This window comes from Streptomyces sp. NPDC002054 (assembly GCF_040296685.1).
In the GTDB taxonomy this organism is placed as follows: domain Bacteria; phylum Actinomycetota; class Actinomycetes; order Streptomycetales; family Streptomycetaceae; genus Streptomyces.
Genome location: NZ_JBEOXT010000015.1, coordinates 24,147 through 48,892 on the forward strand (window position 1 = coordinate 24,147; position 24,746 = coordinate 48,892).

At 71.9% G+C, this 24,746-nt stretch carries 23 protein-coding genes; 12 read left to right on the forward strand and 11 right to left on the reverse strand.

Annotated features, from left to right (window positions below; genetic code table 11):
- Nucleotides 1-88: 88 nt before the first annotated feature.
- A complete protein-coding gene (locus ABT123_RS16065; RefSeq protein ID WP_351313996.1) occupies nucleotides 89-3,979 on the forward strand; it encodes a glycosyl hydrolase family 8 in 3,891 nt (1,296 codons plus the stop codon).
- Nucleotides 3,980-3,991: 12 nt separating this feature from the next.
- Complete coding sequence (locus ABT123_RS16070) at nucleotides 3,992-5,137, forward strand: right-handed parallel beta-helix repeat-containing protein (RefSeq protein WP_351313999.1); 1,146 nt, start codon at nucleotides 3,992-3,994, stop codon at nucleotides 5,135-5,137.
- 12 nt (nucleotides 5,138-5,149) lie between these two features.
- Here ABT123_RS16070 and ABT123_RS16075 read toward each other — a convergent pair whose 3' ends face one another.
- Entirely contained in the window at nucleotides 5,150-5,929 is a 780-nt protein-coding gene (locus ABT123_RS16075) for an IclR family transcriptional regulator (RefSeq protein ID WP_351314002.1), read from the reverse strand.
- 130 nt (nucleotides 5,930-6,059) lie between these two features.
- On the opposite strand from ABT123_RS16075, the gene ABT123_RS16080 reads away from it, so the two are divergent.
- From ABT123_RS16080 to ABT123_RS16110, 7 genes are read left to right on the forward strand one after another with little or no spacing between them, the layout of a single operon-like run.
- Nucleotides 6,060-7,406, forward strand: coding sequence for a sugar ABC transporter substrate-binding protein (locus tag ABT123_RS16080; RefSeq protein ID WP_351314005.1), 1,347 nt, complete (start codon nucleotides 6,060-6,062; stop codon nucleotides 7,404-7,406).
- Nucleotides 7,406-8,290: a carbohydrate ABC transporter permease gene (locus ABT123_RS16085; RefSeq protein WP_351314008.1), complete on the forward strand. Its 885-nt coding sequence runs from the start codon at nucleotides 7,406-7,408 to the stop codon at nucleotides 8,288-8,290. Before ABT123_RS16080 ends, ABT123_RS16085 begins: the two co-directional genes overlap by 1 nt.
- Nucleotides 8,287-9,135: a carbohydrate ABC transporter permease gene (locus tag ABT123_RS16090; RefSeq protein WP_351314011.1), complete on the forward strand. Its 849-nt coding sequence runs from the start codon at nucleotides 8,287-8,289 to the stop codon at nucleotides 9,133-9,135. Before ABT123_RS16085 ends, ABT123_RS16090 begins: the two co-directional genes overlap by 4 nt.
- Nucleotides 9,136-9,169: 34 nt before the next feature.
- Complete coding sequence (locus ABT123_RS16095) at nucleotides 9,170-10,096, forward strand: 5-dehydro-4-deoxyglucarate dehydratase (RefSeq protein WP_351314014.1); 927 nt, start codon at nucleotides 9,170-9,172, stop codon at nucleotides 10,094-10,096.
- The gene (locus ABT123_RS16100) at nucleotides 10,096-11,337 is read left to right on the forward strand and encodes a glucarate dehydratase family protein (RefSeq protein ID WP_351314017.1); all 1,242 of its coding nucleotides are present in this window, start codon (nucleotides 10,096-10,098) and stop codon (nucleotides 11,335-11,337) included. Before ABT123_RS16095 ends, ABT123_RS16100 begins: the two co-directional genes overlap by 1 nt.
- 5 nt (nucleotides 11,338-11,342) lie before the next feature.
- Entirely contained in the window at nucleotides 11,343-12,509 is a 1,167-nt protein-coding gene (locus ABT123_RS16105) for a hypothetical protein (protein ID WP_351314020.1), read from the forward strand.
- Nucleotides 12,506-13,309 (forward strand): NAD-dependent epimerase/dehydratase family protein, encoded by an 804-nt coding sequence (locus ABT123_RS16110; protein ID WP_351314023.1) that lies wholly within the window; start codon nucleotides 12,506-12,508, stop codon nucleotides 13,307-13,309. The genes ABT123_RS16105 and ABT123_RS16110 overlap by 4 nt, the downstream gene beginning before the upstream one ends.
- Here the strand turns inward: ABT123_RS16110 and ABT123_RS16115 are convergent.
- Entirely contained in the window at nucleotides 13,299-13,685 is a 387-nt protein-coding gene (locus ABT123_RS16115; RefSeq protein WP_351314025.1) for a RidA family protein, read from the reverse strand. The genes ABT123_RS16110 and ABT123_RS16115 overlap by 11 nt on opposite strands.
- A gap of 112 nt (nucleotides 13,686-13,797) precedes the next feature.
- On the opposite strand from ABT123_RS16115, the gene ABT123_RS16120 reads away from it, so the two are divergent.
- Nucleotides 13,798-14,175 (forward strand): winged helix-turn-helix transcriptional regulator, encoded by a 378-nt coding sequence (locus ABT123_RS16120; RefSeq protein WP_351314028.1) that lies wholly within the window; start codon nucleotides 13,798-13,800, stop codon nucleotides 14,173-14,175.
- 7 nt (nucleotides 14,176-14,182) lie between these two features.
- Here ABT123_RS16120 and ABT123_RS16125 read toward each other — a convergent pair whose 3' ends face one another.
- The 4 genes from ABT123_RS16125 to ABT123_RS16140 form a co-directional block, all read right to left on the reverse strand.
- Nucleotides 14,183-14,410: a three-helix bundle dimerization domain-containing protein gene (locus ABT123_RS16125; protein ID WP_351314031.1), complete on the reverse strand. Its 228-nt coding sequence runs from the start codon at nucleotides 14,408-14,410 to the stop codon at nucleotides 14,183-14,185.
- A gap of 82 nt (nucleotides 14,411-14,492) precedes the next feature.
- A complete protein-coding gene (locus tag ABT123_RS16130) occupies nucleotides 14,493-14,714 on the reverse strand; it encodes a hypothetical protein (RefSeq protein ID WP_351314034.1) in 222 nt (73 codons plus the stop codon).
- Between the two features lie 107 nt (nucleotides 14,715-14,821).
- Entirely contained in the window at nucleotides 14,822-16,123 is a 1,302-nt protein-coding gene (locus tag ABT123_RS16135; RefSeq protein WP_351314037.1) for a ricin-type beta-trefoil lectin domain protein, read from the reverse strand.
- Between the two features lie 115 nt (nucleotides 16,124-16,238).
- On the reverse strand, nucleotides 16,239-16,805 hold the full coding sequence (locus tag ABT123_RS16140; protein WP_351314356.1) for a TetR/AcrR family transcriptional regulator: 567 nt from the start codon (nucleotides 16,803-16,805) through the stop codon (nucleotides 16,239-16,241).
- 132 nt (nucleotides 16,806-16,937) lie between these two features.
- On the opposite strand from ABT123_RS16140, the gene ABT123_RS16145 reads away from it, so the two are divergent.
- Nucleotides 16,938-17,972 carry a medium chain dehydrogenase/reductase family protein gene (locus tag ABT123_RS16145; RefSeq protein ID WP_351314040.1) on the forward strand — a complete coding sequence of 345 codons (1,035 nt, stop codon included), beginning with the start codon at nucleotides 16,938-16,940 and terminating at the stop codon, nucleotides 17,970-17,972.
- Between the two features lie 112 nt (nucleotides 17,973-18,084).
- Nucleotides 18,085-19,473, forward strand: coding sequence for an FAD-binding protein (locus tag ABT123_RS16150; protein ID WP_351314043.1), 1,389 nt, complete (start codon nucleotides 18,085-18,087; stop codon nucleotides 19,471-19,473).
- Nucleotides 19,474-19,519: 46 nt separating this feature from the next.
- On the opposite strand, the gene ABT123_RS16155 is transcribed toward ABT123_RS16150, so the two are convergent.
- The 5 genes from ABT123_RS16155 to ABT123_RS16175 all read right to left on the reverse strand — a co-directional run bounded on the left by ABT123_RS16155 (nucleotide 19,520) and on the right by ABT123_RS16175 (nucleotide 24,724).
- On the reverse strand, nucleotides 19,520-20,884 hold the full coding sequence (locus ABT123_RS16155) for an aldehyde dehydrogenase family protein (RefSeq protein WP_351314046.1): 1,365 nt from the start codon (nucleotides 20,882-20,884) through the stop codon (nucleotides 19,520-19,522).
- Between the two features lie 34 nt (nucleotides 20,885-20,918).
- Entirely contained in the window at nucleotides 20,919-22,715 is a 1,797-nt protein-coding gene (locus ABT123_RS16160; protein WP_351314049.1) for an asparagine synthetase B family protein, read from the reverse strand.
- A gap of 329 nt (nucleotides 22,716-23,044) precedes the next feature.
- Complete coding sequence (locus ABT123_RS16165; RefSeq protein WP_351314052.1) at nucleotides 23,045-23,584, reverse strand: hypothetical protein; 540 nt, start codon at nucleotides 23,582-23,584, stop codon at nucleotides 23,045-23,047.
- A gap of 43 nt (nucleotides 23,585-23,627) precedes the next feature.
- Nucleotides 23,628-24,503 (reverse strand): hypothetical protein, encoded by an 876-nt coding sequence (locus tag ABT123_RS16170; RefSeq protein ID WP_351314055.1) that lies wholly within the window; start codon nucleotides 24,501-24,503, stop codon nucleotides 23,628-23,630.
- Nucleotides 24,500-24,724: a hypothetical protein gene (locus tag ABT123_RS16175; RefSeq protein ID WP_351314057.1), complete on the reverse strand. Its 225-nt coding sequence runs from the start codon at nucleotides 24,722-24,724 to the stop codon at nucleotides 24,500-24,502. The genes ABT123_RS16170 and ABT123_RS16175 overlap by 4 nt, the downstream gene beginning before the upstream one ends.
- Between the last annotated feature and the right edge of the window lie 22 nt (nucleotides 24,725-24,746).

The window sequence follows — 24,746 nt, forward strand, 5'->3', positions numbered from 1 at the left end:
GGAATTCTTCCTAACCATTGGCCGAAGTTCGTGAAACGGTCCTATCCCCCCTCCCCCCACTCGCGCAGCACTCACCCGAGGACGCCCGATGTCACCAGCACATCAGCAACGTTCCGCGCAGAGAAACCGCCCCCACCAGTGGCGCCGCCCCCTGGCGTGCTTCGCCGCCCTCGCCTCCGCCCTGACCGGTCTCACCGGCCTCGGCGGGCCGAACGCAACGGCCGCGACGGCCGCCGAACCCGTCCGGCCTGCGGCCACCACCACCGCCACCGCCGGCGCCACAGCCGCCGTCCCCGACCTGACCAGCGCCAACCGCCGTGCCCCCGTCCCCGGTCTGCCGGACTGGAGCAAGGCCGGATACCGGGGCGGTGCCGCCCTGCCCGGTGCGGCCGAGGCGAGCCCCGATGCCGCCTGTCACATCACGGCGGCCGAACTGGCCGCGCAGTACGGCGTACGCGCCGACGGCAGCGACGCCACGACCGGCCTCCAGCAGGCCGTCGACGCCATCCGGACGAACTGCACGCCATCGGCCGGCTACACCAGGCTGTCCTCGATCACCCTCCCCGCCGGCCGGATCCTGGTGACCCGCCAACTGTCCCTGGACGCCGACTACATGGTGTTACGCGGCGCAGGCATGGGGCAGACCACGCTGGCCTTCCGTCCCGATGTCAACACCCGGTACGACACCCTCACCGCCGACGGCAGCGACTGGGATGAGGACGGGATGGTCCACGGCGCCGGCAAGGGCGGCTGGACCTGGCCGGGACGCGGCCTGCTCCGGGTGCAGACCCGTGAGGTGGCCGCGAAGTACGCCGGCGACCACGCCTCCGCACCCGCCAACCGCAAGGACATCTTCGAGAGCAGTGTGAACCAGCACTGGGCCGGTGGGGTGGCGCTGCGGGAGGGGTCGGCGATCGGCTCCACCCAGATCAAACTCGCCGCCAACGCCGACATGTCACGCTTCAGGGCGGGGGCTCACCTCTGGGTCGGAGCGGCCAACACGGCGAAGTTCTACCAGCAGCAGACGGTCACGGACACGTCCACGTACGTGAACCTGCACATGCGTCAGCAGATCTTCCAAATCGCCTCGGTGGACACCGCCGGCAAGAACCTCACTCTCGACAAGCCCCTCGAGTACGACCTGCCCCTCAACTCGACCTCCGACGGATCGACCGCGATCGGCGGCACCGTCTACCCCAGCCGGGTCACCCCGCTCAAGGTCGTCCAGGGCGTCGGCATCGAGGACCTCAGCATCACCCAGGACATGACCGGCATGCCGAAGCTCGGGGGCGGCACCTACCACCTCGATCCTGCCGAGGCCAAGGCCAACTTCGGCAACATGGCCCCGGAATACGCCCAGCACGGCATCGTCCTGAAGTGGGCCGCCAACAGCTGGATCCGACGGGTCGGGACGCAGATGACCGGCTCGCACGCCGTCGTCACCGAGAGCGCCAAGAACATCCAGGTCCAGGAGTCCGTCTTCGACGGCTCGTGGAACAAGGGCAAGGGCGGCAACGGCTACTTCCGCGGCTCGCGCGTCTGGGACTCCCTGTACGCCTACAACACCAGCCGCAATCTGCGCCACTTCACCTTCCAGTGGTCCGCCTCGGACAACGTGGCCATCGGCAACGACTTCGACAGCGATCTGAACCTGCACGGCGGCTGGGAGCGCCGCAACCTCTTCGAGAACAACAAGGCCGCCGTGTCCTTCGAGAACGCCTCCAAGAACTGCCGTACCAACTGCGGTGAGGAGGGTGGCGGCGGCCCCGACGACTCGACCTGGTGGCCTATCTGGTGGGGCGCGGGCCCGAAGGCCGTGAAGTGGTCCGGGGCGACCGGCCCGCAGAACGTCTTCTTCCGCAACGACCTCGGCAAGCAGACCACCGCGGGCGGCCCCTACCAGGCGTACTACCCGGACCGGCAGCGCCTGTACCAGCTGGGCAGTTCGGCGGCCGACCCCTCCACCTACCAGCACCTGGCGGCGAACGGTTCGCCGATCCCGGACTGGGCCGGCCGGGAGAACCTGGACTACAGCAAGGCTCCGCACGCCGGTGTGCACGCCTCGTCGACGGACCCCGCCGCCTCGCTGTTCCTGAAGTCCACCGGCGCGGGCCCCGGCCCGGGCCCGGGTGACCCCACCCCGGGCCTGATATCGGCCGGAAAGCCGGCGACCGCCTCGTCGATCGAGGCGAGCGGCTTCGAGCCGGGGCGCGCCGTGGACGGCAACACCGGGACGCGCTGGGCCAGCCTGGAGGGCGTGGACCCGCAGTGGATCCGGATCGACCTGGGCGCGGCCCACACCATCAGCCGGGTGAAGCTCAGCTGGGAGGCTGCGTACGGCAAGGCCTACCGGATCCAGACCTCGACGGACGGTTCGAACTGGACCGACATCCACTCCACCAGCACCGGGAATGGCGCGGTCGACGATCTGACCGTCACCGGCACCGGGCGCTACATCCGGATGTACGGAACCGCCCGCGGCACCTCCTACGGCTACTCCCTCTGGGAGTTCGAGGTCTACGGCTCCCCCGCTCCCGGCGGCGACACCACCGCCCCGAGCACCCCGGCCGGCCTGCGCTCGACGGCTGCCACGGCGAACAGCGTCTCCCTCGCATGGAACGCCGCCACCGACAACGTGGGCGTCACCGGCTACGACCTCTACCGGGGAGGCACGCTCGTCGGCACGGCCACCGGAACCTCGTACACCGACACCGGCCTGACGGCCTCCACCACCTACAGCTACACCGTCAGAGCCCGCGACGCGGCCGGCAACACCTCCGGCGCCGGCACTGCGGTCAGTGTCACCACCCTGCCCGGAAACGGCACCGGTCCCGCCGTCCCGTTCGGCAGCCACACCCGGCCCTACGCCCCCGGCATGCTGAAGCCGACCGGCGCCCAGGCCGCCCTCGACCAGAAGGTCGTCGACTACTACCAGACCTGGAAGTCCGCCTTCGTCCGCCAGAACTGCGGCAACGGCTGGTACCAGGTCATCTCGCCCGACGCCGACCACCCGTACGTCGCCGAGGCCCAGGGGTACGGCATGGTGATCGCCGCGACCATGGCCGGCGCCGACCCCGAGGCGAAGAAGATCTTCGACGGTCTGACCAAGTGGATGATCGACCACCCCTCGTCGATCAACCCGGACCTGCTCGCCGCAGAACAGGACACCGCCTGCCGGAGCGTCAACGGCGGGGACGGCGCCACCGACGGTGACATGGACGTCGCCTACGGGCTGCTGCTCGCCGACCGGCAGTGGGGCAGCGCGGGAACGTACGACTACAAGGCCCTGGCGATCAAGCACATCAACGCGATCAAGAAGGACGAGCTCAATCCGGCCACCAACCTGCTGAAGCTGGGTGACTGGAGCAGCTCGGGCGACCAGTGGTACTACATCTCGCGCACCTCGGACTGGATGGTCGACCACTTCCGGGCGTTCCGGACGGCGACCGGTGACGCGGCCTGGGACACGATCCGCACCGCGCACCAGAACCAGATCACCGGCCTGCAGGCGTCCTACGCGCCGAACACCGGGCTCCTGCCCGACTTCGTCGTCGACACCGGCACCACTCCCAGGCCCGCCCCCGGTCAGGTTCTCGAGGACCCGAACGACGGCGCCTACTGGTGGAACGCCTGCCGCACCCCGTGGCGCATCGCGGACGATGCGGTGACCAGCGGCGACGCCAAGTCCCTGGCTTCGGCGCGGAAGATGAACAGCTGGATCAAGGCCAAGACGGGCGGCGACCCGAACAAGATCGCCATCGGCTACCGGCTCGACGGCACGCAGATCTCCGCGGGCAGCGAGGCGGCGTACTTCGCGCCGTTCGCGCTGGCGGCGATGACCGACCCGGGCAGCCAGGCGTGGCTGGACGCCCTGTGGAACAAGATGCTGGCCACCCCGGTCGACACCAGCAGCTACTTCTCGGCGAGCATCCAGCTCCAGGTCATGATCACCGCGTCCGGCAACCACTGGGTTCCGTAACAAGGAGTTGTCATGCGACGAAGTGGAACGACCCGAACGACCCTGCTCGTACTGTCCGGACTGCTGTCCGTGCCACTGATCACCCTGCCGCAGGCCCGGGCCGCCGGCGGCCCGGTCGTGGACGTGTCGGTCGTGGATGTGTCGGTCGTGGATGTGTCGGTCGTGGATGTGTCGGTCGTGGACGTGTCGGTCGTGGACGTGTCGACCGCGGCGCAGTTGAAGAGCGCGCTGGCGGCTGCCCGGCCCGGGCAGACGATCCGGCTGGCGGCAGGCGAGTACCGGGGCGCCTTCGTGGCCCAGCGGGCCGGAACGGCCGCCGCGCCGATCACGCTCACCGGGCCGGCGGGGGCGGTGCTGGTGAACGACGGCCCTTCCGGCACGGCACCGTCCTGCCCGGCCCCGGGCGGAGGCTGGGACTCCGGGTACGGGCTGTGGCTCTACAACGCCCCGTACTGGAAGCTGACCGGGTTCACGGTCAAGGAATCCAAGAAGGGCGTGGTCCTCGACAACTCGCACCACGTCACCCTCGACGGGCTCTCCGTCCACCATGTCGAGGACGAGGCGGTGCACTTCCGGCGGTCGTCCTCCGACGGGGTGATCCGGAATTCCGCCATCACCCACACCGGGCTGGTCCAGCCCGGTTACGGAGAGGCCGTCTACATCGGCTCGGCCGGCTCCAACTGGGGCTGCCACGGCAACCAGGGCGGCGCGGACCGCTCGGACCGGGTCCAGGTGCTCGACAACCGGATCGGCCCGAACGTGGCCGCCGAGCACATCGACATCAAGGAGGGCACCTCGGGCGGCGTGATCCGCGGCAACACCTTCGACGGCACCGGGATCTCGGGGCAGAACTCGGCGGACTCCTGGGTCGACGTCAAGGGCACCGGCTACCTGATCGAGAACAACACCGGTACCTTGGCCCCGCCCGGCACCCTGGCCAACGGCTACGAGACGCACCACCCGTCGACGACGCCGTCGTTCCCGAACGGCTGCGGCAACGTGTGGCGCGGCAACAGGTCCGATCTCGGCGGCGCGGGAGCGTACGCCATCAAGATCACTTCGACCTCGAAGTGTTCCGCCGCCCCGAACCTCGTCCGGGCCGGCAACACCGTCACGAACGCGACCTCGGGCCTGACGAACATTCCCGTCACTCCGTGAGCGCGCACCGCGTCATCTGATGCCGTGGCGGCGCAGTGTGGTCGCGAGGGCGTTGGCGTGCGCCACCAACGCCTTCGCGACCCGGTCGGTCTCCTCCTCGGTGGCGGCGGCCACCGGCATGGAGCAGCTGAGCGCGTCCGAGGCCGGGATCCGGTAGTGCACGGGTGCCGAGAGGCAGGCCACCCCCGGGGTGCCCTGTTCCCGTTCCAGGGCCCAGCCCCGGTCCCGGACCCGGGCCAGCTCGGCGTGCAGCGCGGCGCGGTCGGTGACGGTGTTCGGGGTGAACGCCTCCAGGTGCGCCGGGAGTACGGCGTCCACCTCCTCGGTGGTCAGGTCGGCGAGCAGGGCCTGTCCGAGCGCGGTCAGGTGGGCCGGCAGCCGGCGGCCGACCCGGGCGATGACGCGGACGCTGCTGCGGGCCTCGCGGCTGGCGAGGTAGAGCACGTACGCCTCGTCGCGGCGGGCGAAGTGGACGGTGTAGCCGGTCTCTTCGCGGAGGTCCTCCATGACCTCGTGCGCGTAGGGCAGAGCCGGGTCCCGGTCGAGGTAGGCGGTGCCGGACAGCAGTGCGTGCGGGCCGACGCCGAAGGCGGAGCCGCTGTCGTCGGCCTCCACCCACTTGAGCTCGCGCAGCGTACGGATGAGGGCATGCAGGCTGCTGCGCGGGTAGCCCAGCCGTTCCTGGAGCTCGGAGACCGTGAGCCGGTCGTGGGAGGAGGCAAGTGCCTCCAGGATGCGGACCGTTCGCTCGGCGGACTTGACGGTGGCGACATCCGTCGCGGGTCCGGGCATGTGCACCCTCCAAGTTCTGCACGGCTGTTGACCGGCATGGTAGCGGACGCTAACTTCCCCTTGCAGAGCTACCACATTCTCAGATCCTGTCCACATATCTAGACACATTCTAGACGGGGATCCGCATCCGATGAATCGCAGAGCCGCATCCACCACCCTGGCGGCCTCCCTGGCCGCCGTACTCGCCCTCACCTCCCTCACCGGCTGCGGTGAGGACTCCGGCGCCCGGGCCTCCGGCGGCGGTGACGACACGGCACCGCTGGAGATCTGGGTCCGCAAGCCGCCCGGCTCCCCCACCGAAAAGACCCATCACGAGCTGGCGGCAGCCTTCACCCGGGCCACCGGTATCGAGGCGAAGGTCACCGCCCTGTTCGACGACTTCGAGACCAAGCTCCAGCAGGCCGCAGCGCAGCGGAAGCTGCCGGACCTGATCGTCAACGACACCGCCCAGCTCGGCACCCTGGTCAAGCAGGGCCTGGTCCGTGAGGTGAAGCAGTCGGAGGTCACGGGCGGCGACCGGCTCATACCCAGCTCCTGGGAAGCCGCCAAGGCCGCCGACGGGAAGTACTACGGCGTGCCCTTCTCCGCGCAGACCTTCGCGCTGTTCGTCCGCAAGGACTGGCGGGAGAAACTGGGCATCGCGCCGCCCACCGACTGGGACCAGCTCGACGCACTGGCCACCGGGTTCACCACCGGGGACCCGGACGGCAACGGCAAGGCCGACACCTACGGCTACGTCATCCCCGGCACCACCAAGCGCGGCTACCTGGACTGGTACTTCTCCAGCTTCCTGTGGTCGGCGGGCGGCGACTACTTCACCGGCACGGGCAAGGACATCGAGCCGGCCGTCGGCAGCCCAGCGGCGACCCTGGCCGCGCAGCGGCTCAAGGACCAGTTCTGCGCCGACAAGAGCGTCGTCCCGGGCGCGGTGACCGCCGAGACCACCCAGGCGCACCCGCTGTTCGAGACCGGCAAGGGCGGCATCTACCTCACCGGCCCCTATAACATGGCCCGCTTCGACAAGGCGCTCGGCAAGGACAAGTACGAGATCCTGCCGCTGCCGGCCGGCCCGGGCGGCAAGAGCTCGGTCCTCGCCGAGGGCGAGAACACCTATCTGATGGCCGGGTCGAAGAACCCCAAGGGGCAGCTGAAGTACGCCGAGTTCCTGATCGGTGCCGAGGGGCAGACCGCCGGAATGGCCGGGGACACCGCGGGCAATGTGGTCCGGCTGCCCGTCAACACGTCCGTGGAACTGTCCGCCGTACGCCAGGACACCCGCTGGCAGGTCTTCGACAAGGTGTACCGCGAGTCGGGCCGCTACTCCCCCGTCGTGAAGGACTGGACGCCCTTCCGGCAGGCCTCCGCCGAGGCCCTGAACGGCATGGTCGCGGACTGCGGTTCCGACCCCGGGGCCGTCCTGGCCAAGCTCGCCGGCGCCTTCTCCGACGAGCTGAAGAAGCAGGGAGCGGGGTCCTGATGCAGAGGCCGCGGCGGGGGTGGCTGACCCCGTGGCTGTTCCTCGCCCCGGCGCTGCTCCTGTTCGCGCTCTTCAAGTTCCTGCCGATGTGGCGGGCGATCGAGATGAGCTTCCACGAGGTGCGGCCGTACCTGGGCGACCGGTGGGTGGGCGGGGACAACTACCGGCAGGTCGTCACGGACGAGGCCTTCCTCGACGCCATCGGGCACACGGTCGTCCTGGCGATCGGGCAGACCGGCGGCTCGGTGGTCCTCGGGCTGGTCCTCGCGCTGCTGCTGGAAGGCACCGCCCGCCGGCTGTGGATCGTCCGCACCGCCGTGTTCCTGCCGACGGTGACCGCGATGGCGGTGGTCGCCGAGGTCTGGCGGATCCTCTACCACCCCGCCGCCGACGGCACGGTCAACACCCTTCTCGGCTGGCTGGGCGTCGGCCCCTCGCAGTTCCTCAACAGCCCGGACAGCGCGCTGTGGTCGGTGATGGCGGTGGGCGTGTGGCGCGGCGCCCCCTACGACATGATGATCTTCCTGGCCGCCCTCGCGGGGGTGGACCGCACCCTGTACGAGGCCGCCGCCGCGGACGGCGCCGGGGTGCTGCGCAGGGTCTGGCACGTCACCCTGCCCGCGCTGCGCCCGGCCTTCGCCATCCTGTTCACCCTCGCCGCGATCCGGTCCCTGCGGGTCTTCACCGAGATTTTCCTGCTCACCAACGGCGGGCCCAACGGCTCCACCGAAGTCCTGATGACCCTCATCTACAAGCTCGGCCTGGAGCGCAACGAGCTGGGCGTCGCGGCGGCCGGATCGATGGTGCTGCTGGCCGCGTCCGTCACGCTGACCCTCGCCGTACGGCTCTCCCGGGCCGGGAGAGGAAAGGAGGTGGCGCGATGAGCCGGCTCGACACCGCGCTCGGCTTGGAGGAACGGCGCGGCCCGGCCGCCCTGGCCGCGAAGGCGGTGCTGTACGCAGCTCTGGTGCTGGTCTTCGCCGGCCCGCTGCTCGCCCTGCTGGCCAGCGCCTTCAACCAGACCACCGACCCGACCTCGCTGACCCTGCTGCCGACCCAGCCGACGCTGGCCAACTTCGAGGCCGCGTTCGACCGCGACGTGGCTCTGTACCTGCTCAACTCCTTCCTGGTGGTGGGCGGCGGGCTGCTGCTCCAGATCGGGGTCAGCATCTCCGCCGCATACGCCCTGGCCCGCAAGAGGTTCCCGGGGCTCCGCCTGGTCTTCCTGCTGATCCTCAGCACGATGATGCTGCCCGAGGAGATCCTGGCGATCCCGCTGTCGCTGGTGCTCTCCGACCTCTCCCTGACGGGGAGCCTCTGGGGAATGATCATTCCGGTGGGCGCCTGGGCCTTCTCGATCCTGGTCACCGCCGAGTTCATGAAGGAAATCCCGGTCGAACTAGAGGAGGCGGCCCGCCTCGACGGGGCCGGCGACCTGCGGGTGTTCTGGTCCGTGATCCTGCCGCTGTGCCGGCCGACTCTCGGGGTGATCGGCATCTTCGGCTTCACGATGATCTGGGACCAGTACATGCTGCCGCTGCTGGTCGCCACCGACGCGAAGCAGTTCACCCTGCCGCTCGCCCTGCGCACCCTCCGCGCCGACGAAGAGGTCGGGGTCGGCGTCCTGCTCGCCTCCGCCCTGCTCGCCCTGCTGCCCAGCGTGCTCGCGTTCATCCTCATGCAGCGCCAGTTCATGCGCGGCCTGACCTCCGGCGCCGTCAAGGGCTGATCCTCACCTCTCCCATACCTCCCAAGGGGATTCCATGCGCCTGCACGGGCTGCTGTCCTTTCCACTGACCCCGTTCTCCGCCGACGACGACAAGGTGGACCTGGCGGTCTTCGCCGAACACCTGGAGCAGCAGATCGCCGCCGGACCCGCCGGCCTGTTCGTGGCCTGCGGCACCGGCGAGTTCACCGCACTCTCACCCGACGAATACCGCGACGTGGTCGCCACCGCCGTACGCGTCGCCGACGGCCGGCTGCCGGTCGTCGCCGGCTGCGGCGGCGGGCCCCGGATGGCCCGCGAGTTCGCCGTCACCGCCGCCGAATGCGGCGCCGACGGCCTGCTGTTGCTGCCGCCGTACCTCATCTCCTCCACTCCCGCCGGCCTCGTGGGCCACATCCGCTACGTCGCTTCCGCCACCGGGCTGCCGATCACCGTCTACCAGCGCGCCAACGCCGTCCTCGACGAGGCCGCCGCCCTGGAACTGCTCGACGTCCCCACCGTCACCGGCATCAAGGACGGCCGGGGTGATGTGGACGCCATGCTCCGGCTGGTCACCGCCATCCGCACCAGCGGCCATCCGCGCGCCGCGGAATTCGGCTTCCTCAACGGCCTGCCCACGGCCGAGCTGTCCGTCCAGGCGTACGAGGCCATCGGCGTCGAGTGCTACTCCTCGGCCGTCCTCTGCTTCGCCCCCGACATCGCCACGGCCTTCCACCGCGCGGTGCGCGCCCGCAACACCGAGGCCGTGCAGGTCCTGCTCGCCGAGTTCTACCTGCCCTTCGTCGCCCTGCGCGACGCCGCCCCCGGCTACGCCGTCTCCCTGGTCAAGGCCGGTGCCCGGCTCGCCGGACTGGCCATGGGCCCGGTCCGGCCGCCGCTGGTGGACGCCTCCCCCGAGCACGAGCGGCAACTGGCCGGCATCGTCGCCCGCGGCCGGGCCGCTCTCGCCGGGCTGGAGGTGTGATGCGGGTCGCGGAGGTCGTCGTCACCCCGGTCGCGTTCCCCGACCCGCCGCTGCTCAACTCCGCCGGGGTGCACCAGCCGTGGGCGCTGCGCGCCGTCGTGGAACTGCGCTGCGGGGACGGCCTCGTCGGACTCGGCGAGACGTACGGGGACGCGCCGCACCTCGCGCTGCTGCGGGCGGTCGCCCCGTCCCTGGTCGGGCTCGACCCGTACGACACCAACGGTCTGCTGCGCCGGATACGGGCGGTGCTCGGCGACGCCGACGCCCCGGACCGGCACGGCCTGACGGGCGGCTCCGGCCCGCAGAAGACCGCCCTGCGGGTGCTCAGCCCGTTCGAGGTGGCCTGCCTGGACCTCCAGGGACAGCTCGCCGGGCGGCCGGTCGCCGACCTGCTGGGCGGCCGGGTCCGGGACCGGGTGCCGTACGCGGCGTACCTCTTCTACAAGTGGGCCGGCTCCGATCCTTACGGGGAGGCGCTCGACCCGGACGGCATCGTCGCCCAGGCCAAGGCGATGGTCGGCGCGTACGGCTTCCGCTCGATCAAACTCAAGGGCGGGGTGCTGCCGCCGGAACAGGAGGTCGAGGCCGTCCGCGCGCTGCGCGCGGCCTTCCCGGACCACCCGCTCCGGCTGGATCCCAACCAGGCTTGGAGCGTGGCGACTTCGCAGCGCGTGGCGGCGGAGACCGCGGGCCTGCTGGAGTACCTGGAGGACCCGACTCCAGGGATCGCCGGGATGGCGGAGGTGGCGCGGACGGCGGCCATGCCGCTGGCCACCAACATGGTCGTGGTGGGCCCCGGCGACATCCCGGAGGGCTTCGGGCGGCGCGCGGTCGGCGTGGTGCTGGCCGACCACCACTACTGGGGCGGGCTGCGCAGGTCCGCCGAACTCGCCGCGATCTGCCGGACCTTCGGCATCGGGGTGTCCATGCACTCCAACAGCCACCTGGGCATCAGCCTGGCCGCCATGACCCATCTCGGGGCCGCCCTGCCGGAGTTGACCTACGCGGCGGACACCCACACCCCCTGGCAGTGCGGGGTGGACGTGCTGGCCGAGCCGCCGGAGATCGTGGACGGCTCGGTGGCGGTCTCTGACCGGCCGGGACTCGGGGTCCGGCTGGATCCGGACGCGCTGGCCCGGCTGCACGAGAACTATCTGCGCTGCGGTATCCGGGAGCGCGACGACACCGCGTACATGCGCACCTTCGACCCCGCATACGAGAAGAGGCGACCGCGATGGTGACCCGCGTGAACCAGGTGACCCGGGTGAATTCCCCGGTGGACCCGACCGTGTCCGCCCACGCCTATCCCTGGGACGTCCTGGGCGACCCCGCCTTCGCGGACCGGGTGCGGACCGCCGGGGTCGACTCCGTGACCCTGGCCGTCACCTACCACTCCACCCGGGCCGCGACCCCGCTCCATCCGTCCCGGCGCTTCGTGGACGCCCGCCATTCGGCGCTCTACCGGCCGGTCCGGCCCGGGCCGTGGAGCGGGCGCCGGCTGGTGCCGACCGGCGCCGACTGGGTGGACGGACCCGATCCGGCCGGGGCCGCCATCGGGATCCTGGCCGCCGAGGGCATCCCGGTCAGTGCCTGGCTGGTGCTCGCCCACAACAGCCGGCTCGGCACCCTGCACCCCGCGCTCGCCGTCACCAACTGCTTCGGCGAGTCCTACCCGTACGCGCTCTGCCCGGCCCAGCAGGAGGTACGGGAGTTCTGCGCGACCCTCGCGGCCGAGGCAGTTCAGGGGCTGCCGCCGGGTGCCGTGCACGCGGTGTCGCTGGAGTCCGCCGGGCAGCTCGGCGCCGTGCACGCGGGGTGCCACGAGAAGACCGACGGGGCCTATCCGGAGGCGGTGCTGCGGGCCCTGTCCGTGTGCTGCTGCGGCGCCTGCCGGGACGGGTGGCGGGCGGCGGGCCTGGACCCGCAGGACGTGCTCGCCCTGCTGCGGCGGGCGGCGCGGGCCGAGGGCCCCGCACTCCCGCAGGAGGCGGCGGCCGTCCTGCTCCGGGTCCGGCACGCGGCGGCGGACGCGCTGCGCGAGCGGGTGCTGGCCGCCGTACGCGAGACCCTGCCCGGGGCATCCGTCACCCTGCACGCCCACCCCGACCCGTGGGCCACCGGCCCCTCGCCGGGGATCACGGACCGGGCCGCCGCAGAGGCGGACACCCTGCTGGTGCCGTGCTGGCCGACCGGGCCCGGGACCGCGGAGCTGGTCCGGCGGGCGGCCCGGCACGGGCTGCCGGTGGACGCGTACGTCACCGCCCAGCCGCCCGCCGACCCCGCCGTACTGCCCGCCCACGTACGGCGGCTGCGCGCGGCCGGGGCGAGCCGGCTGAGCCTGTACCACCTGGGTCTGCTGCCCGAAGGGCGGCTGCCGCTACTGGCCGATCTGGCAAAGGAGTTCCGCTCGTGAACCAGCCCCGTACCGTTCTGCTCACCGGCGCCGCGGGCGGCATAGGCACCTTCCTGCGCACGAGCCTGCCCGGCTACGGCTACACGCTGCGGCTCGCCGACCTGAAGCCCGTCGAGGGACCCGACGGTGCCGGGTCCCTCGTCTTCGACCTGGCCGACGCGGAGGCGGTCCGCGCCGCGGTGCGCGGGGTCGACGCGGTCGTGCACCTGGGCGGGATCTCCCTGGAGGACCGGTTCGAGGCCGTCCTCGAAGCCAATGTGCGCGGGACGTACCACCTCTACGAGGCGGTACGGGCCGAGGGGGTGCGGCGGGTCGTGTTCGCCAGCAGCAACCACGCCGTCGGTTTTGTGCCGCTCGGCGGGCCCGACCCGGTCGGAAGCGCGATCCCCACCCGGCCGGACACCTACTACGGCCTGTCGAAGGCGTTCGGGGAGAATCTCGCCTCCCTGTACGCCGACAAGTACGGGGTGGAGACCGTCTCGGTCAGGATCGGCTCCTGCTTCGCCGAGCCCCGCACGGTACGGATGCTGGCCACCTGGCTCAGCCCCGCCGACTGCGCCCGCCTGGTCCACGCCGCCCTGACCGCGCCGGACGTCGGCCACACCGTGGTGAACGGGATCAGCGCCAACACCCGCGCCTGGTGGGACCTCACCACGGCCCGCGCCCTGGGCTACCGGCCGCAGGACGACGCGGAGGTGTACGCGGCGGCCCTGATCGCCGCACAGGGCGAGCTCGATCCGGACCACGTGGACGTGCGCTACGTGGGCGGATCCTTCACCAGGACCGAGGTCAGTCGATGACGGCGGTGGCTTCGATCTCGATCAGGTGCTCGGGCACGTCCAGGGTCGCGACGCCGATCAGCGTGGCCGGCGGTACCGGGGTGACGCCCAGCTTCGCGGCGGCCCGGGTGATCCCCTCCATGAGCAGCGGCATCTTGTCGGGGGTCCAGTCGACGACGTAGACGGTCAGCTTCGCCACGTCGTCGAAGGAGGCGCCGATACCGTCCAGGGCGGTGGCGATGTTGACGTAGCACTGCTCGACCTGAGAGGGGAGGTCGCCGCCGTGCCAGGCGACCTGCCCGGCGATGAAGACCAGCTTCGACCCGGTCGCGATCGACACCTGCCGGTACGCATCGATTTCAGGGAGTCCGGTGGGGTTTACCAGGGTGATGGCCATGTTGTCTGCCTCCATTGCGCTATGCGCTGCTCTCTTGTGGTTACTCGGAAACCGTAGGAGAGTGGCCGCTGACATGGAAGAACGCACTTTTGAGTGACTGGGGAACCAAAAGGTGACCAAGCAATACAGCGGCTCGCCCGAGGACGCGGACCTCAGGCGTGCGGACTCCCTGGCGCGGGAGATCTTCACGAACGTCGCCAACAAGTGGGCGCTCCTGATCATCGAGGCCCTGGGGGACCGCACCCTGCGGTTCGGCGAGGTGCGGAACGAGATCGAGGGCATCAGCCACAAGATGCTCACCCAGAACCTGCGCATGCTGGAGCGTTACGGCCTGATCGAGCGGACCGTCCATCCCACGGTCCCGCCACGGGTCGAGTACACCCTCACCGAGCCGGGCCAGGCCCTGCGGGTGACCATCGACGGACTGTGCGACTGGACCCACCGGTACCTCGGCCACATCGAGGCCTCCCGCCACCGATTCGACGCGTGAGCGAGACCTACTGCACGTCCGCCGCGGACAGGAGGTCGCGGGCGCGGCGTTCCATCAGGACCGGAAGGTAGGTGCGCACCCGGGCGTACCGGAGCTCGGTGTACGCCGTGTCGACCGCGCCCCGGACCACATGGGGATCAAGGCCGGGGAATGCCTTCAGCAGCCGTTCGGTCACATGTCCGAGGACGACGGCATCGTCGGATTCCTCCGGCATGAGGGACAGACCTTCCTTCACGGGACGGGATCTTCCTCCACTGTGACCCAGTCCGCCGCACCATGGAAGAGGATCTTCCGCCAGTCGGGGGGCGGCACCTCCCTCACCATTCGGGGTGGACGTCGTGGCTGTCGTAGCGGGTGCCTTTCCGAGTCACCCACGGCCTGAACCGCAGCGGCCCTGTGTGGTCGAAGGTGTAGGCCACCGGCTCGCCGGTGTCGTCGGTGACGATCACCGCACCGGCCTTCTGCGCGCTGCGCAGTGCGTGTGTCCAGTGCGGCCCCTTCCGACCGCTGCGATAGTCGGGAACCTTGCATTGCGACATCTTTCCGCCACCCCACTTCCCGTCCTCGGGGCAAGCTGCCGGGGAAACCTGATACCCGCAAAATCGCGCCATAATCACACGAACGGGTCGGGTGGGCCGGGCGTGCCTCAGCCGACCAGATTCCACTTCTGGTTCGCGTTCCCCGTGCACCACCAGGTCAGGACCGGGGTGCCGTCCGCCGGGTTGTGATCGCGTACGTCCACGCATTTGTCGGCCGGGAGGTTCACCAGGTCGCGGGTGGCCGCGTTGTACGCGAACCGTTGCGCGCCGGTGCCGTTGCAGTCCCACAGCTGGACCTTCGCGCCGGGCTCCGTCGAACCGCCGTTCACATCCAGGCATTTGCCGAGCGCCCGGACGGTGCCGTCGCCCGGCAGGGTCCACCGCTGGGCCTGGGTGCCGTTGCAGGCGTAGAGCTGGACCTGGGTGCCGTTGGCGGTCTGGGCGCCGGCCACGTCCAGGCACTTCCCGTCCAGGCCCACGAACGCCCCGCTCGTACCGCCGCTGCCGCCGTCCGAGGTGGTGACACGGACGTGGTCGACGACGAGCCGGCCGGGGAAGGGGGTGGAACCGTCCGGATTGCCCGGCCAGTCGCCGCCGACCGCGAGGTTGAGGATCAGGAAGAAGGGCTTGTCGAAGACCCACTGCCGCCCGCCCAGGTCGGCGGGGGTCCGGCGCTGGTAGACCTGACCGTCCACGGACCAGGTGATCGAGTCCGGCGCCCAGTCGACGGCGAAGGTGTGGAAGTCGTCGGCGAAGGCCCGGCCGCCGGACAGGGTGTACGCGGCGCCGATGCCGCCGCCGCCCGAGTAGCCGGGGCCGTGGATGGTCCCGTGGACGGTGGAGGGTTCGTAGCCGACGTTCTCCATGACGTCGATCTCACCGCTGTTCGGCCAGCCGACCTGGCCGATGTCGTGGCCGAGCATCCAGAACGCCGGCCACATGCCCTGCCCGCGCGGCACCTTCATCCGCGCCTCGACGTGCCCGTACGCCTGGGTGAAGCGGCCGGCGGTGTTCAGCCGGGCCGAGGTGTACTCGCAGCGTCCGTACCAGCACTGATAGCCGCCCGGGTTCTCCCGGCGGGCGGTGATCACCAGATGGCCCTGGCCGTCCAGGGCGGCGTTCGCGGCTCCGGGCGTGTACCACTGGCGTTCGTGGTTGTTGATGTTGTCGCCCGTCTCCGTCTGCCATCGGGCGGGATCGACGGCGGCGCCGGCCGGGCCGTCGAAGTTGTCCTCGAAGGCGACGGCCTGGACGTTGGGGGGCGTCTCGGCCGGCTCCGCGGCGGTGGCCGGACCCCATCCGAGAACGGCGGTGAGGGCAGCCGTGCCGAGGGCCGCCAGGCGTAAGGCCTGCAGGCGCCTGCGTGCCGGCTTGGGGGGTGAGGGGGGTGAGGGGGGTGTGGGGGGCATGGGACCTCTCCTCGCGTCGTGGTCCAGACCTGATGTGGGGGGAGTGAACCCCCATGCCGTGCCCCTGTCAAGAGAATGAGAGCGCTCCCATCCCACTCCCATCCCCCCGTGAACCTCACCCGAGCGTGGCGATCTCCGCCTCGAAGAGCGCATCCGGGTCCATGTCCATGCCGGTGAAGTGGCCGGCCAGCTCGAGGGAGAGCACCCCGTGCAGCCGGGTCCAGAAGGCCATGGCCTGCCGGAACGGGTCGCCGCCGCCGGCCTGCGCACAGGCGGCCAGCAGGACCGCCATGATCTCCGAGGCGATCTTGGTGATCTCCTCCGGCGCCTCGTACCCGGGAACCGGGGTCCCGTAGATCAGGAAGTAGCGCTGCGGGTCCGCGAGGGCCCACCGCCGCCAGGTGCGGGCGAGGTCCGCAAGGCTCGCACCCTCCTCGGCCGCGCCGCCGAAGGCGTCGGCCAGGCCCCGGTACGCGTCCCGGATCAGCTCGGTGATCAGCTCGTCGCGGCCGGCGAAGTAGCGGTAGAGGGCCGGGCCGCTCATGCCCATCTTCTTGGCGATGGCATTGAGTGACAGCGCCGAGGCGCCGTCGGCCGCGATCTGCTCCCAAGCCAGCTGCTTGATCTCCGCACGGACCTGGTTGCGGTACCGCTCGCGCGGGGTCGTCCCGGTCTCGGCCATCTGCGCCGCCTCCCTCTCGACAGTAGTGGTCAATGGTTAGAACCTATCACCGGAGCGAGTGGTTGACACGCTCGCGAGATGGCAGTTATAACTTCTAACAGAAGCGAAGGCGCCTAACGGAGGTTGGTCGAGATGAATGCAGTCGTCGAACGCGTAGAGGTCGTCCTGCCCGGCAAGGTGGAGCCCGAGGGCCTCCGACTGCGGCAGAGCCCGGTCCCGGTGCCCGGCCAGGGCCAGGTCGTGGTGGCCATGGAGGCCACCGGGGTGTCCTTCGCCGAGCAGCAGATGCGGCGCGGCCGGTACTACGACCAGCCGCCGTTCCCCTTCGTGCCGGGCTACGACCTGGTGGGCACCGTCACCGCGGCCGGCCCGGGGGTCACGCCGGGTCTGGTCGGGACCCGGGTGGCCGCACTGACCAAGACCGGCGGCTGGGCCAGCCATGTGCTGCTGGACGCAGCCGATGTGGTGCCCGTACCGGAGGGCGTGGGCGCGGCGGAGGCCGAGACGGCGGTGGTGAACGGCATCACCGCCTGGCAGATGCTGCACCGCAAGGCCCGGGTCGGGGCCGGGCGGACGATCCTGGTCCACGGCGCCAACGGCGGCGTCGGCACGATGCTGGTGCAGCTGGCGCGCAGCGCCGGTGTGAAGGTCATCGGCACCGCCTCCGCCCGGCACCACGAGGCGCTGCGGCAGCAGGGCGTCATCCCCGTCGACTACCGCACCGAAGACGTGCCGGCCCGGGTCCGCGAGCTGGCGCCGGGCGGGGTGGACGCCGTCTTCGACCACGTCGGCGGGCGCAGCGTGATCGACTCCTGGGGCCTCCTCGCGCCCGGCGGCACCCTCGTCTCGTACGGCAGCGCGGCCACCCGCGACGACTCGGGGTCGAAGCAGTGGCCGGTGCTGAAGATCCTCGGCCGGGTGTGGGCGTGGAACGCCCTGCCCAACGGGCGCCACGCGTACTTCTACAACGTCTGGGGCGGCCGGGCCTTCGGCAAGGACCGCTTCCGGGCCAGGCTGCGCACCGACCTCGGCCAGGTCTTCGAGGCGATGCGGCGCGGCGACATCACCGCGCGGATCGCGGCCCAACTGCCCCTGAGCCGGGCCGCCGAGGCGATGCGACTCGCGGAGTCCGGCACGGTCAGCGGGAAGGTCGTGCTCACCCCGTAGCCCGTGATCGGATCCAACGGGCTTTTGCGGTGGACCTCCTGACGGGGCAACGATCACAATGTGCAGGAGGTATGTCCGTTCCCGGAGCAAACCCGAACCGACTGGAGCAAGCGTGAGTTCTCCCCACCGCCCTGACCGGCAGCCGGACCCGGCCGCCACCCGCCGCGCCGTCGGTGTCTTCGACGCAGTCCCGGCGCTGGACGGGGAACTGTGCTTCGACCAGGCCGCTCTCGAAGCGGCGTCCGGCGACTTCGGCCGCCTCGTGCACCAGCAGCCCGCCGCGGTCCTCAAGCCCGGTTCGGCCGAGGACGTCGCCGCGATGGTCCGCTACTGCCGCGAGCGCGGGCTGAAGGTGGCCGCGCGGGGCCAGGGGCACTCCACCCACGGGCAGGCCCAGGTGCCCTCCGGGCTCGTCATCGACCTCGGCACCCTGAACTCCGTCGAGATCCAGGGGGACACTGCCGTCGTCCAGGCCGGGGCCCTGTGGAGCGCCCTGGTCCGGGCCACCCTGGCGCAGGACCTCACCCCGCCCGCCTTCACCGACTACCTGGAGCTGTCCATAGGCGGCACGCTGGGCGCCGGAGGCCTGGGCGGGCAGATCGGCCGCTACGGGACACAGACCGCCAACGTGCTCGAACTCCAGGTCGTCACCGGCGAAGGCGAACTGACGACCTGCTCCCCCACCCTGCGCCCCGACCTGTTCCGGGCCACCCTCGGCGGCCTCGGACAGTGCGCCCTTATCACCCGCGCCACCATCCAGCTGGTGCCCGCGCCCCGTTCCGTACGGTTCTACACGCTGACCTACCCGAGCGTGCCCGCGCTCACCGCGCAGCAGGCCGAGCTGATCGAGGAGGGACGCTTTGACTACCTCATCGGCGAGGCCGTGTCGCCCTCCCCGGAGGGCTGGACCTATGTGATGGAGGCCGCCGCCTACGACGCGACGTCCGCCGACGACGCCCGGCTCATCGGCGACCTGGGCCACACGGCGGTCGAGGTCCAGGACGTGGACTACTTCGACTTCCTCAACCGGATCGCCCCGTCGATGGAGACGTTGAAGACCATCGGTGAGTGGCAGCGGCCCCACCCCTGGTACGACAGTCTGCTCCCCGCCTCCTCGGTGAACGCCGTCGTCACGGAGACCCTCGCGAACCTCAAGCCCGACGCGGTCGGCCTGAGCGCGGTCATCCTGGTGTACCCCATCCTCACCGCGAAGTGCACGACCCCGCTCCCTGTCATGCCGGACGAGGAACTCGCCTATCTCTTCTCCGTCCTCAAGACCGCTTCGCCTGGCGCGGATTCCGCGGAGGAGATGGTCGCCGCGAACCGCCGCCAGTACGACGCCACGGTCGAGGCCGGCGGCTGCTGGTACCCGATCGGGTCGGTGCCGCTGACCACGGCCGACTGGGAGCGCCACTTCGGCGCCTTCTGGGAGGAGTTCAAGGCCGCCCGGCACCGTTACGACCCGGACGGCATCCTCACGCCGGGCCAGCGCATCTTCTGACGGCCGACGGCGGACTACGGGGGCTGGGGGCTGGCTACGGGGTGGCCTACAGGGTCCGTCGTACGGTCACCGTCTTCGGCCGCTGGTACTCGTGCAGCGCCAGGACGCTCAGGTCGGTGCCGTGCCCGGACGTACCCCGGCCCCCGTGCGGGAGTTCCGCCGTCTGCACCAGATGGCAGTTGAGCCACGCCTCGCCCGCGTTCAGCCGGGCGACCAGGTCGAGGCCGGTGCCCAGGCCGGTGGTCCACACGCTCGCCGCGAGCGCCTGCGGGACGCCGTTCGCCAGGGCCAGGGCCGCCTCCGTGCTCGCCGCCTGCTGGACGGTGAGCAGCGGCCCGAACACCTCCTCGGTGACTGCCGGGTCGTCGGGCGGGAGGTCCGCCAGCAGGCGGGCCGGGCGCCAGTTCCCCCGCTGCCCGTCGATGTCCGGGGCGAGGTCGGCCGCAAGGTTCCGCTTCGCCCCGGAGGAGGCGACCAGGCGGTCGTAGCGCGCCGCCTGGTCCGGATTGTTCAGCGGGCCGAAGTCGCGACCGGCGAGCCGGGATCCCAGGGCTGCTGCGAGACCGGCGACGGTGGCCTCGTAGTTCTCCGCGAGGGTGATCACCCGGGCCGGCGCCGCGCAGCTCTGGCCCGCGTTGAACGTGGCGGCCTCCGCGAGGAGGGCGCAGGTGTCGGCGGGGGCGTCCGGGAGGACGATCGCCGGTGCGTTGCCGCCCAGTTCCAGGCTGACGCGGCGGGTCCCCGCCCGAGCCGCCACGTCGGCTCCGGCCCGGCCGCTGCCGGTGAACGCGACCATGTCCACCGCGGACTCCACGAGCAGGCGGCCGGTCTGCCGGTCGCCCGGGACGGACCGGAGCACGTCCGCGCCCAGCGCCCGCGCCGCATGCTCCGCGAGCAGCTCCAGGCTGTCGGGGGTGGTCTCGGCGGGCTTCGCCACCACCGTGTTGCCCGCCGCGAGGGCCGGCGCGCAGCGCCAGGCGGCCATCAGCAGCGGGTAGTTCCACGGCACGATCACCCCGACCACGCCGACCGGCTCCCAGCGGACCCAGCTCTCGTGGCCCGCCACCAGCTGCCCCGAGGCCGGGGCGGTCCGGGTGCGTGCGGCCGTCGCATAGAACCGGAACAGGTCCGCCACCTGCTCGATCTCGCCCGCCGTCTCCGTCCCGGGCTTGCCGGTGCCGGCCTGCTCGCGGGCCGCGTACTGATCGGCGTGCTCCTCGATCAGGGCCGCCAGGCGGTCCAGCCGGCGGCCCCGGTCCTTCGGTGTCAGGGCGCTCCAGCCGGGGAGGGCGGCGCGGGCCGCCGCCACGGCGGCGGCCACCTCCCGCTCCCGGGAGAGCGGGGCGGTGCCGCGCGTCCGCCCGGTACGAGGGTCGGTGAGCTCGGTCGTCTTGGTGTGTTCAGTGCTCATGGGCGCCTTTCGCCGATCGGAGTCGAGTCGGACTTCATACGTCGTACGACCTCAGCCACAGCTCCAGCGTCAGGACCAGCCAGAGCTTGCCGCCCTGGCGGGGCAGCAGCGTGCCCTCGCCCTTCAGCCAGGTCCGGATGGTCTCCGGGCGGAACAGGCCTCGCTCCCGGGACCGGCGGCCGAGGAGGAGTTCGCGCCCGAGATCGCGCAGCGGACCGCTCAGCCACTGCTGGACCGGTACCCGCATCCCGCTCTTCGGGCGGTCGACCACCGTGCCCGGGAGCAGGTCCCGCACGGCCTCCTTGAGGATCCACTTCTCGGCCGTGCCGCGGAGTTTGTACCCCGGCGGGGTGGCGAAGGCGTGATCGACGACCGCCCGGTCGAACAGCGGGGAGCGGCCCTCCACGCCCTGGGAGGCAGTGAGGCGTTCCACCTTCGTCAGGATGTGGTGCGCCCCCTTGGTCCGCAGGTTGCAGTGGAGCAGCCGGTTGAGGAGGTGGGCCATGGCGTACGGGCTGCCGCCCTCGGCCTCCGGCAGCAGGTACGGCTCCACGTGCCGCTCCAGGGGCGGGGCGTCCCGTAGTGCGTCGAGCGCCGGAGCCGTCAGCAGGACCGGGAGGTCCGTCCAGCACTTGCGGTACGAGCGCAGGTAGGCGGTCGCCCTGTCCTCGTCCCAGGGCGCGCCCGGCGTCCGGTGCATCTCCTGCACCAGCATGGGGAGGTTCTTGGGCCCGCCGAAGACGGGGTCGCCGCCTTCGCCGTTGAGGACCACGGAGGCACCGTCCGCGGCCACGGCCTCGGCCAGCATCAGGTTCGGCACCGTCAACGGGTCCCCCACCGGGCTGTCCAGCAGCGCCGCGGCCTCGGCGAGCCGCGCCGCCACCGCCGCGCCCGAGACGTTCAGGATCCGGTGCCGGGTGTGGCAGTGGGAGGCCACCAGGCCGGAGTAGCCCAGCTCGTTCGGCAGGTCGTCGCCGAAGCTGATCGAGTACGTGTGGACGGGGTGGCTGTGCAGCTTGGCCGCCAGGGCTGTGACGAGGGAGCTGTCGATGCCGCCGGAGAGCAGCACCGCCGCGGGCTCCGCGGCGGGCAGCCGGACCGCCGTGGCCTGCTCCAACAGGGCACGCAGGGCCAGGACATGACCGGTCGGGTCGTCGGGAACGGGGCCGGGGGCATCGACGACCTCCCGGGGCTCCCAGTGGACCGTTTCGGTGACCCGGCCGTCCCGGGCCAGCCGCAGCACCCGGCCGGGCAGCACCTCGCGGACCCCGGTGAGCAGGGTCTCCTCGCCGGGCAGGTAGGCGAAGGTGAGGAAGGAGCGGACCGCCGAGAGGTTCACTGACGTGCCGAGCGCCGGCCAGCGGCGCAGCGCCCGCAGCGAGGTGGATGCGGCCCAGGCGCCGTCGGCCCGCGCGTAGTAGAGGGTGCGGGCGCCGACGTGGTCGCGGATCAGGACCAGGTCGGGGCCGTCGGACACGGCCAGCGCGAACATCCCTTCGGCGAGCGCCACTCCGGCATCGCCGAGCAGCGCCCAGCAGTGCAGGAGGAGTTCGCCATCGGGGCAGTCGGGCGGCGGCGGGGCGGTGGCGCTGGCGCCGGCCGCGAGGGCGGCGAGCAGCACCGGGCGGTTGTGGAGGGTGACCTCGCCGACCGCCGTACGTCCGTGGGCCGTGAACGGACCGGTGGCCCGGCCCGGCTCGCCGGTGACGAGGCTCAGCCCCGCGCCCGGTGCAGCTGCCGGAGCGTGGCCCGGTGCGGGGGCACCCATCGCCTCGAGATGGGCGCGGGCCTGGCCGGTGGTGTCGGCCAGACAGGCACAGAACCGTGCCATGTGCGGCTCCTTTCTTCGTTTCCCGCGCAGGGGCGGCTATCCCTGGCCCGGCGGCTCCCGGCCCGGCGGTTCCCGTCCCCCTTCACGACTCTCGCGGCCTGCGCGTCGCTCGTGGCCCGCGTGGCCCGCGTGGCCCTCGCGTGGCCCGCGGCCTACGTTGCTTGCGGGGCCTGCGCGTTGCTCGCGGCCTGCGGAGCCTTCGCGTCGCCCGTGGCCTGCCTGGCCTGCGCATCACTCGCGATCCTCGCGACCCCTGCGTCGCTCGCAGCCCCGGCCCGGCGGCCCCCGGCCCCCTTCACGACCCCCGCGCCCCGCGCGGCCTGGCCCGGTCAGCCGAAGTCGTCGTCGGTCCAGGCGTCGTCGTTGCCGTCCCAGCCCGCCTCCCAGTCCTCGTCGCCGCCGGAGTCCCCGCCACCCCCGCCACCGCCGTCTCCTCCGGAGGACGACGCCTGGCTCTGCTCCTGCTGACGGCGCAGGGCCTCTTCCTCCTCCGCCGTCATGCTCAGCGGCGGCAGGTGGGCGGCCGTGATGGCGAGGCTCGCCACCCCCAGGCCGGCGAGCAGCACTCCCATCCGGCCGCCGAAGGAGCTCCGGTTGACCGTGACCCGGTCGCCGCGGGGCCATACGGTGCGGCCATAGCCGATGTCCCGGGCGTAGCTGACGGTCCCGTCGGCGAGGGTGCGTTTGATGACGCGGTTGCCGAGCAGTTCGTCGGTCCCGGCGGCGCCCCGGTTGTCGTGCCAGCGAACCAGGTGGGGGCGGCCCGGGGTGCGGCTGCGCCACTCCTCCAGGCCGTCTTCGTAGCTGCGGTGGACCGTGCCGTCGGCGAGGAGTTCGTCCGCGTAGCCGATCTCTTGGGGCCGGATCATCGTGTGCGCACCTCGGGTGTGTGGAAGGGGTCGCGGGGGCGGTTCACGCGGCGGGCCAGGTCATGAAGCCGGCCGTGCGCAGACCGCTCAGATCGCCCCACAGGGAGTCGCGGGGCGGTCGCGGGCCCCGGGTCAGGCGCAGCACCGTCCGTATGAGCCTGTCCGGCGGTACGGCGGCCACTTCGGCGAACCGGCCCCGCCCCAGCCAGGCGGCCTCGCGCGGCCGTAGCGCGGCCGGCCAGTCGGCCCACGCCGCCTGGGCGGGAGCCGGGCCGCGCCCCGCAGGCAGCCGCAGCGCGGCGGCGTGCCGCGGTACGAGCCCCAGGGAGCTGACCCGTACCCCGGGAACGGGTCCGAGTGCGGCCCGGACCCGGGCTGGGAGCGTCACCCCTTCGGGGCTCGCGTCGTGCAGGACGTGCACGGTGGCGCCGTCCGCCCGCTCCAGGGCCCCGAGCAGGTGCCGGGCCATGGGCAGCGCGTCGGGCGCCGCGAGGACGGGGCAGGCCGCCTCCAGGTGGACGTGGTTGGCGAGCAGCATCGCGGCGATCGAGCGGTCCTGGCAGAGCAGCAGGCGGGGCAGCCCGTAGTCGTACAGGTCCGGTTCGGACGGCCGGTCCCGCGCGGGGTCCGCGAGCGGCGCGGCCGGCACCGCGGCCGGCAGCAGGCCGGGTACGGTCTCCCGGCCCCGCGCGTCCAGGGCGCGGGTGAAGGAGGGCAGCCGCAACGCCGGTGGCGGGGTGCCGGGCACGCGGCGCAGCAGCGGGGCGGCGGGGCTGAGGACCCGGCAGGTCTCGTAGTAGAGCTGACGCTCGGTGAACCGGAGCCCGCCGGGGTCGGCCGCGCGGGCGGCTGCCGCGCCGATCGCCAGGTCGAGCAGCCGGCCTCCGAAGGCGAGGGCGTGGCTCGTACGCGTACTCATGCGATGGGCGTGCCTTTCCTGCCGGAGGGGTCCGCGGCTGCCGTGCCGGCCGTGTCCGGCCAGGTCATGAAGCCGTACGCCGGGTCGGAGCCGGGCCGCGCCACGGCCTGGGCTCCGACGCCGGCGGCAGCCGCAGCGGCCACGGCCTGGACGCGCGAGACGCAGTGAACGGCGCCCGTCCGGCGCCGGACCGCGGCCACCGGCAGCCCGGCGTCCACCACGGCCGGTCCGGATGGGCGGTGG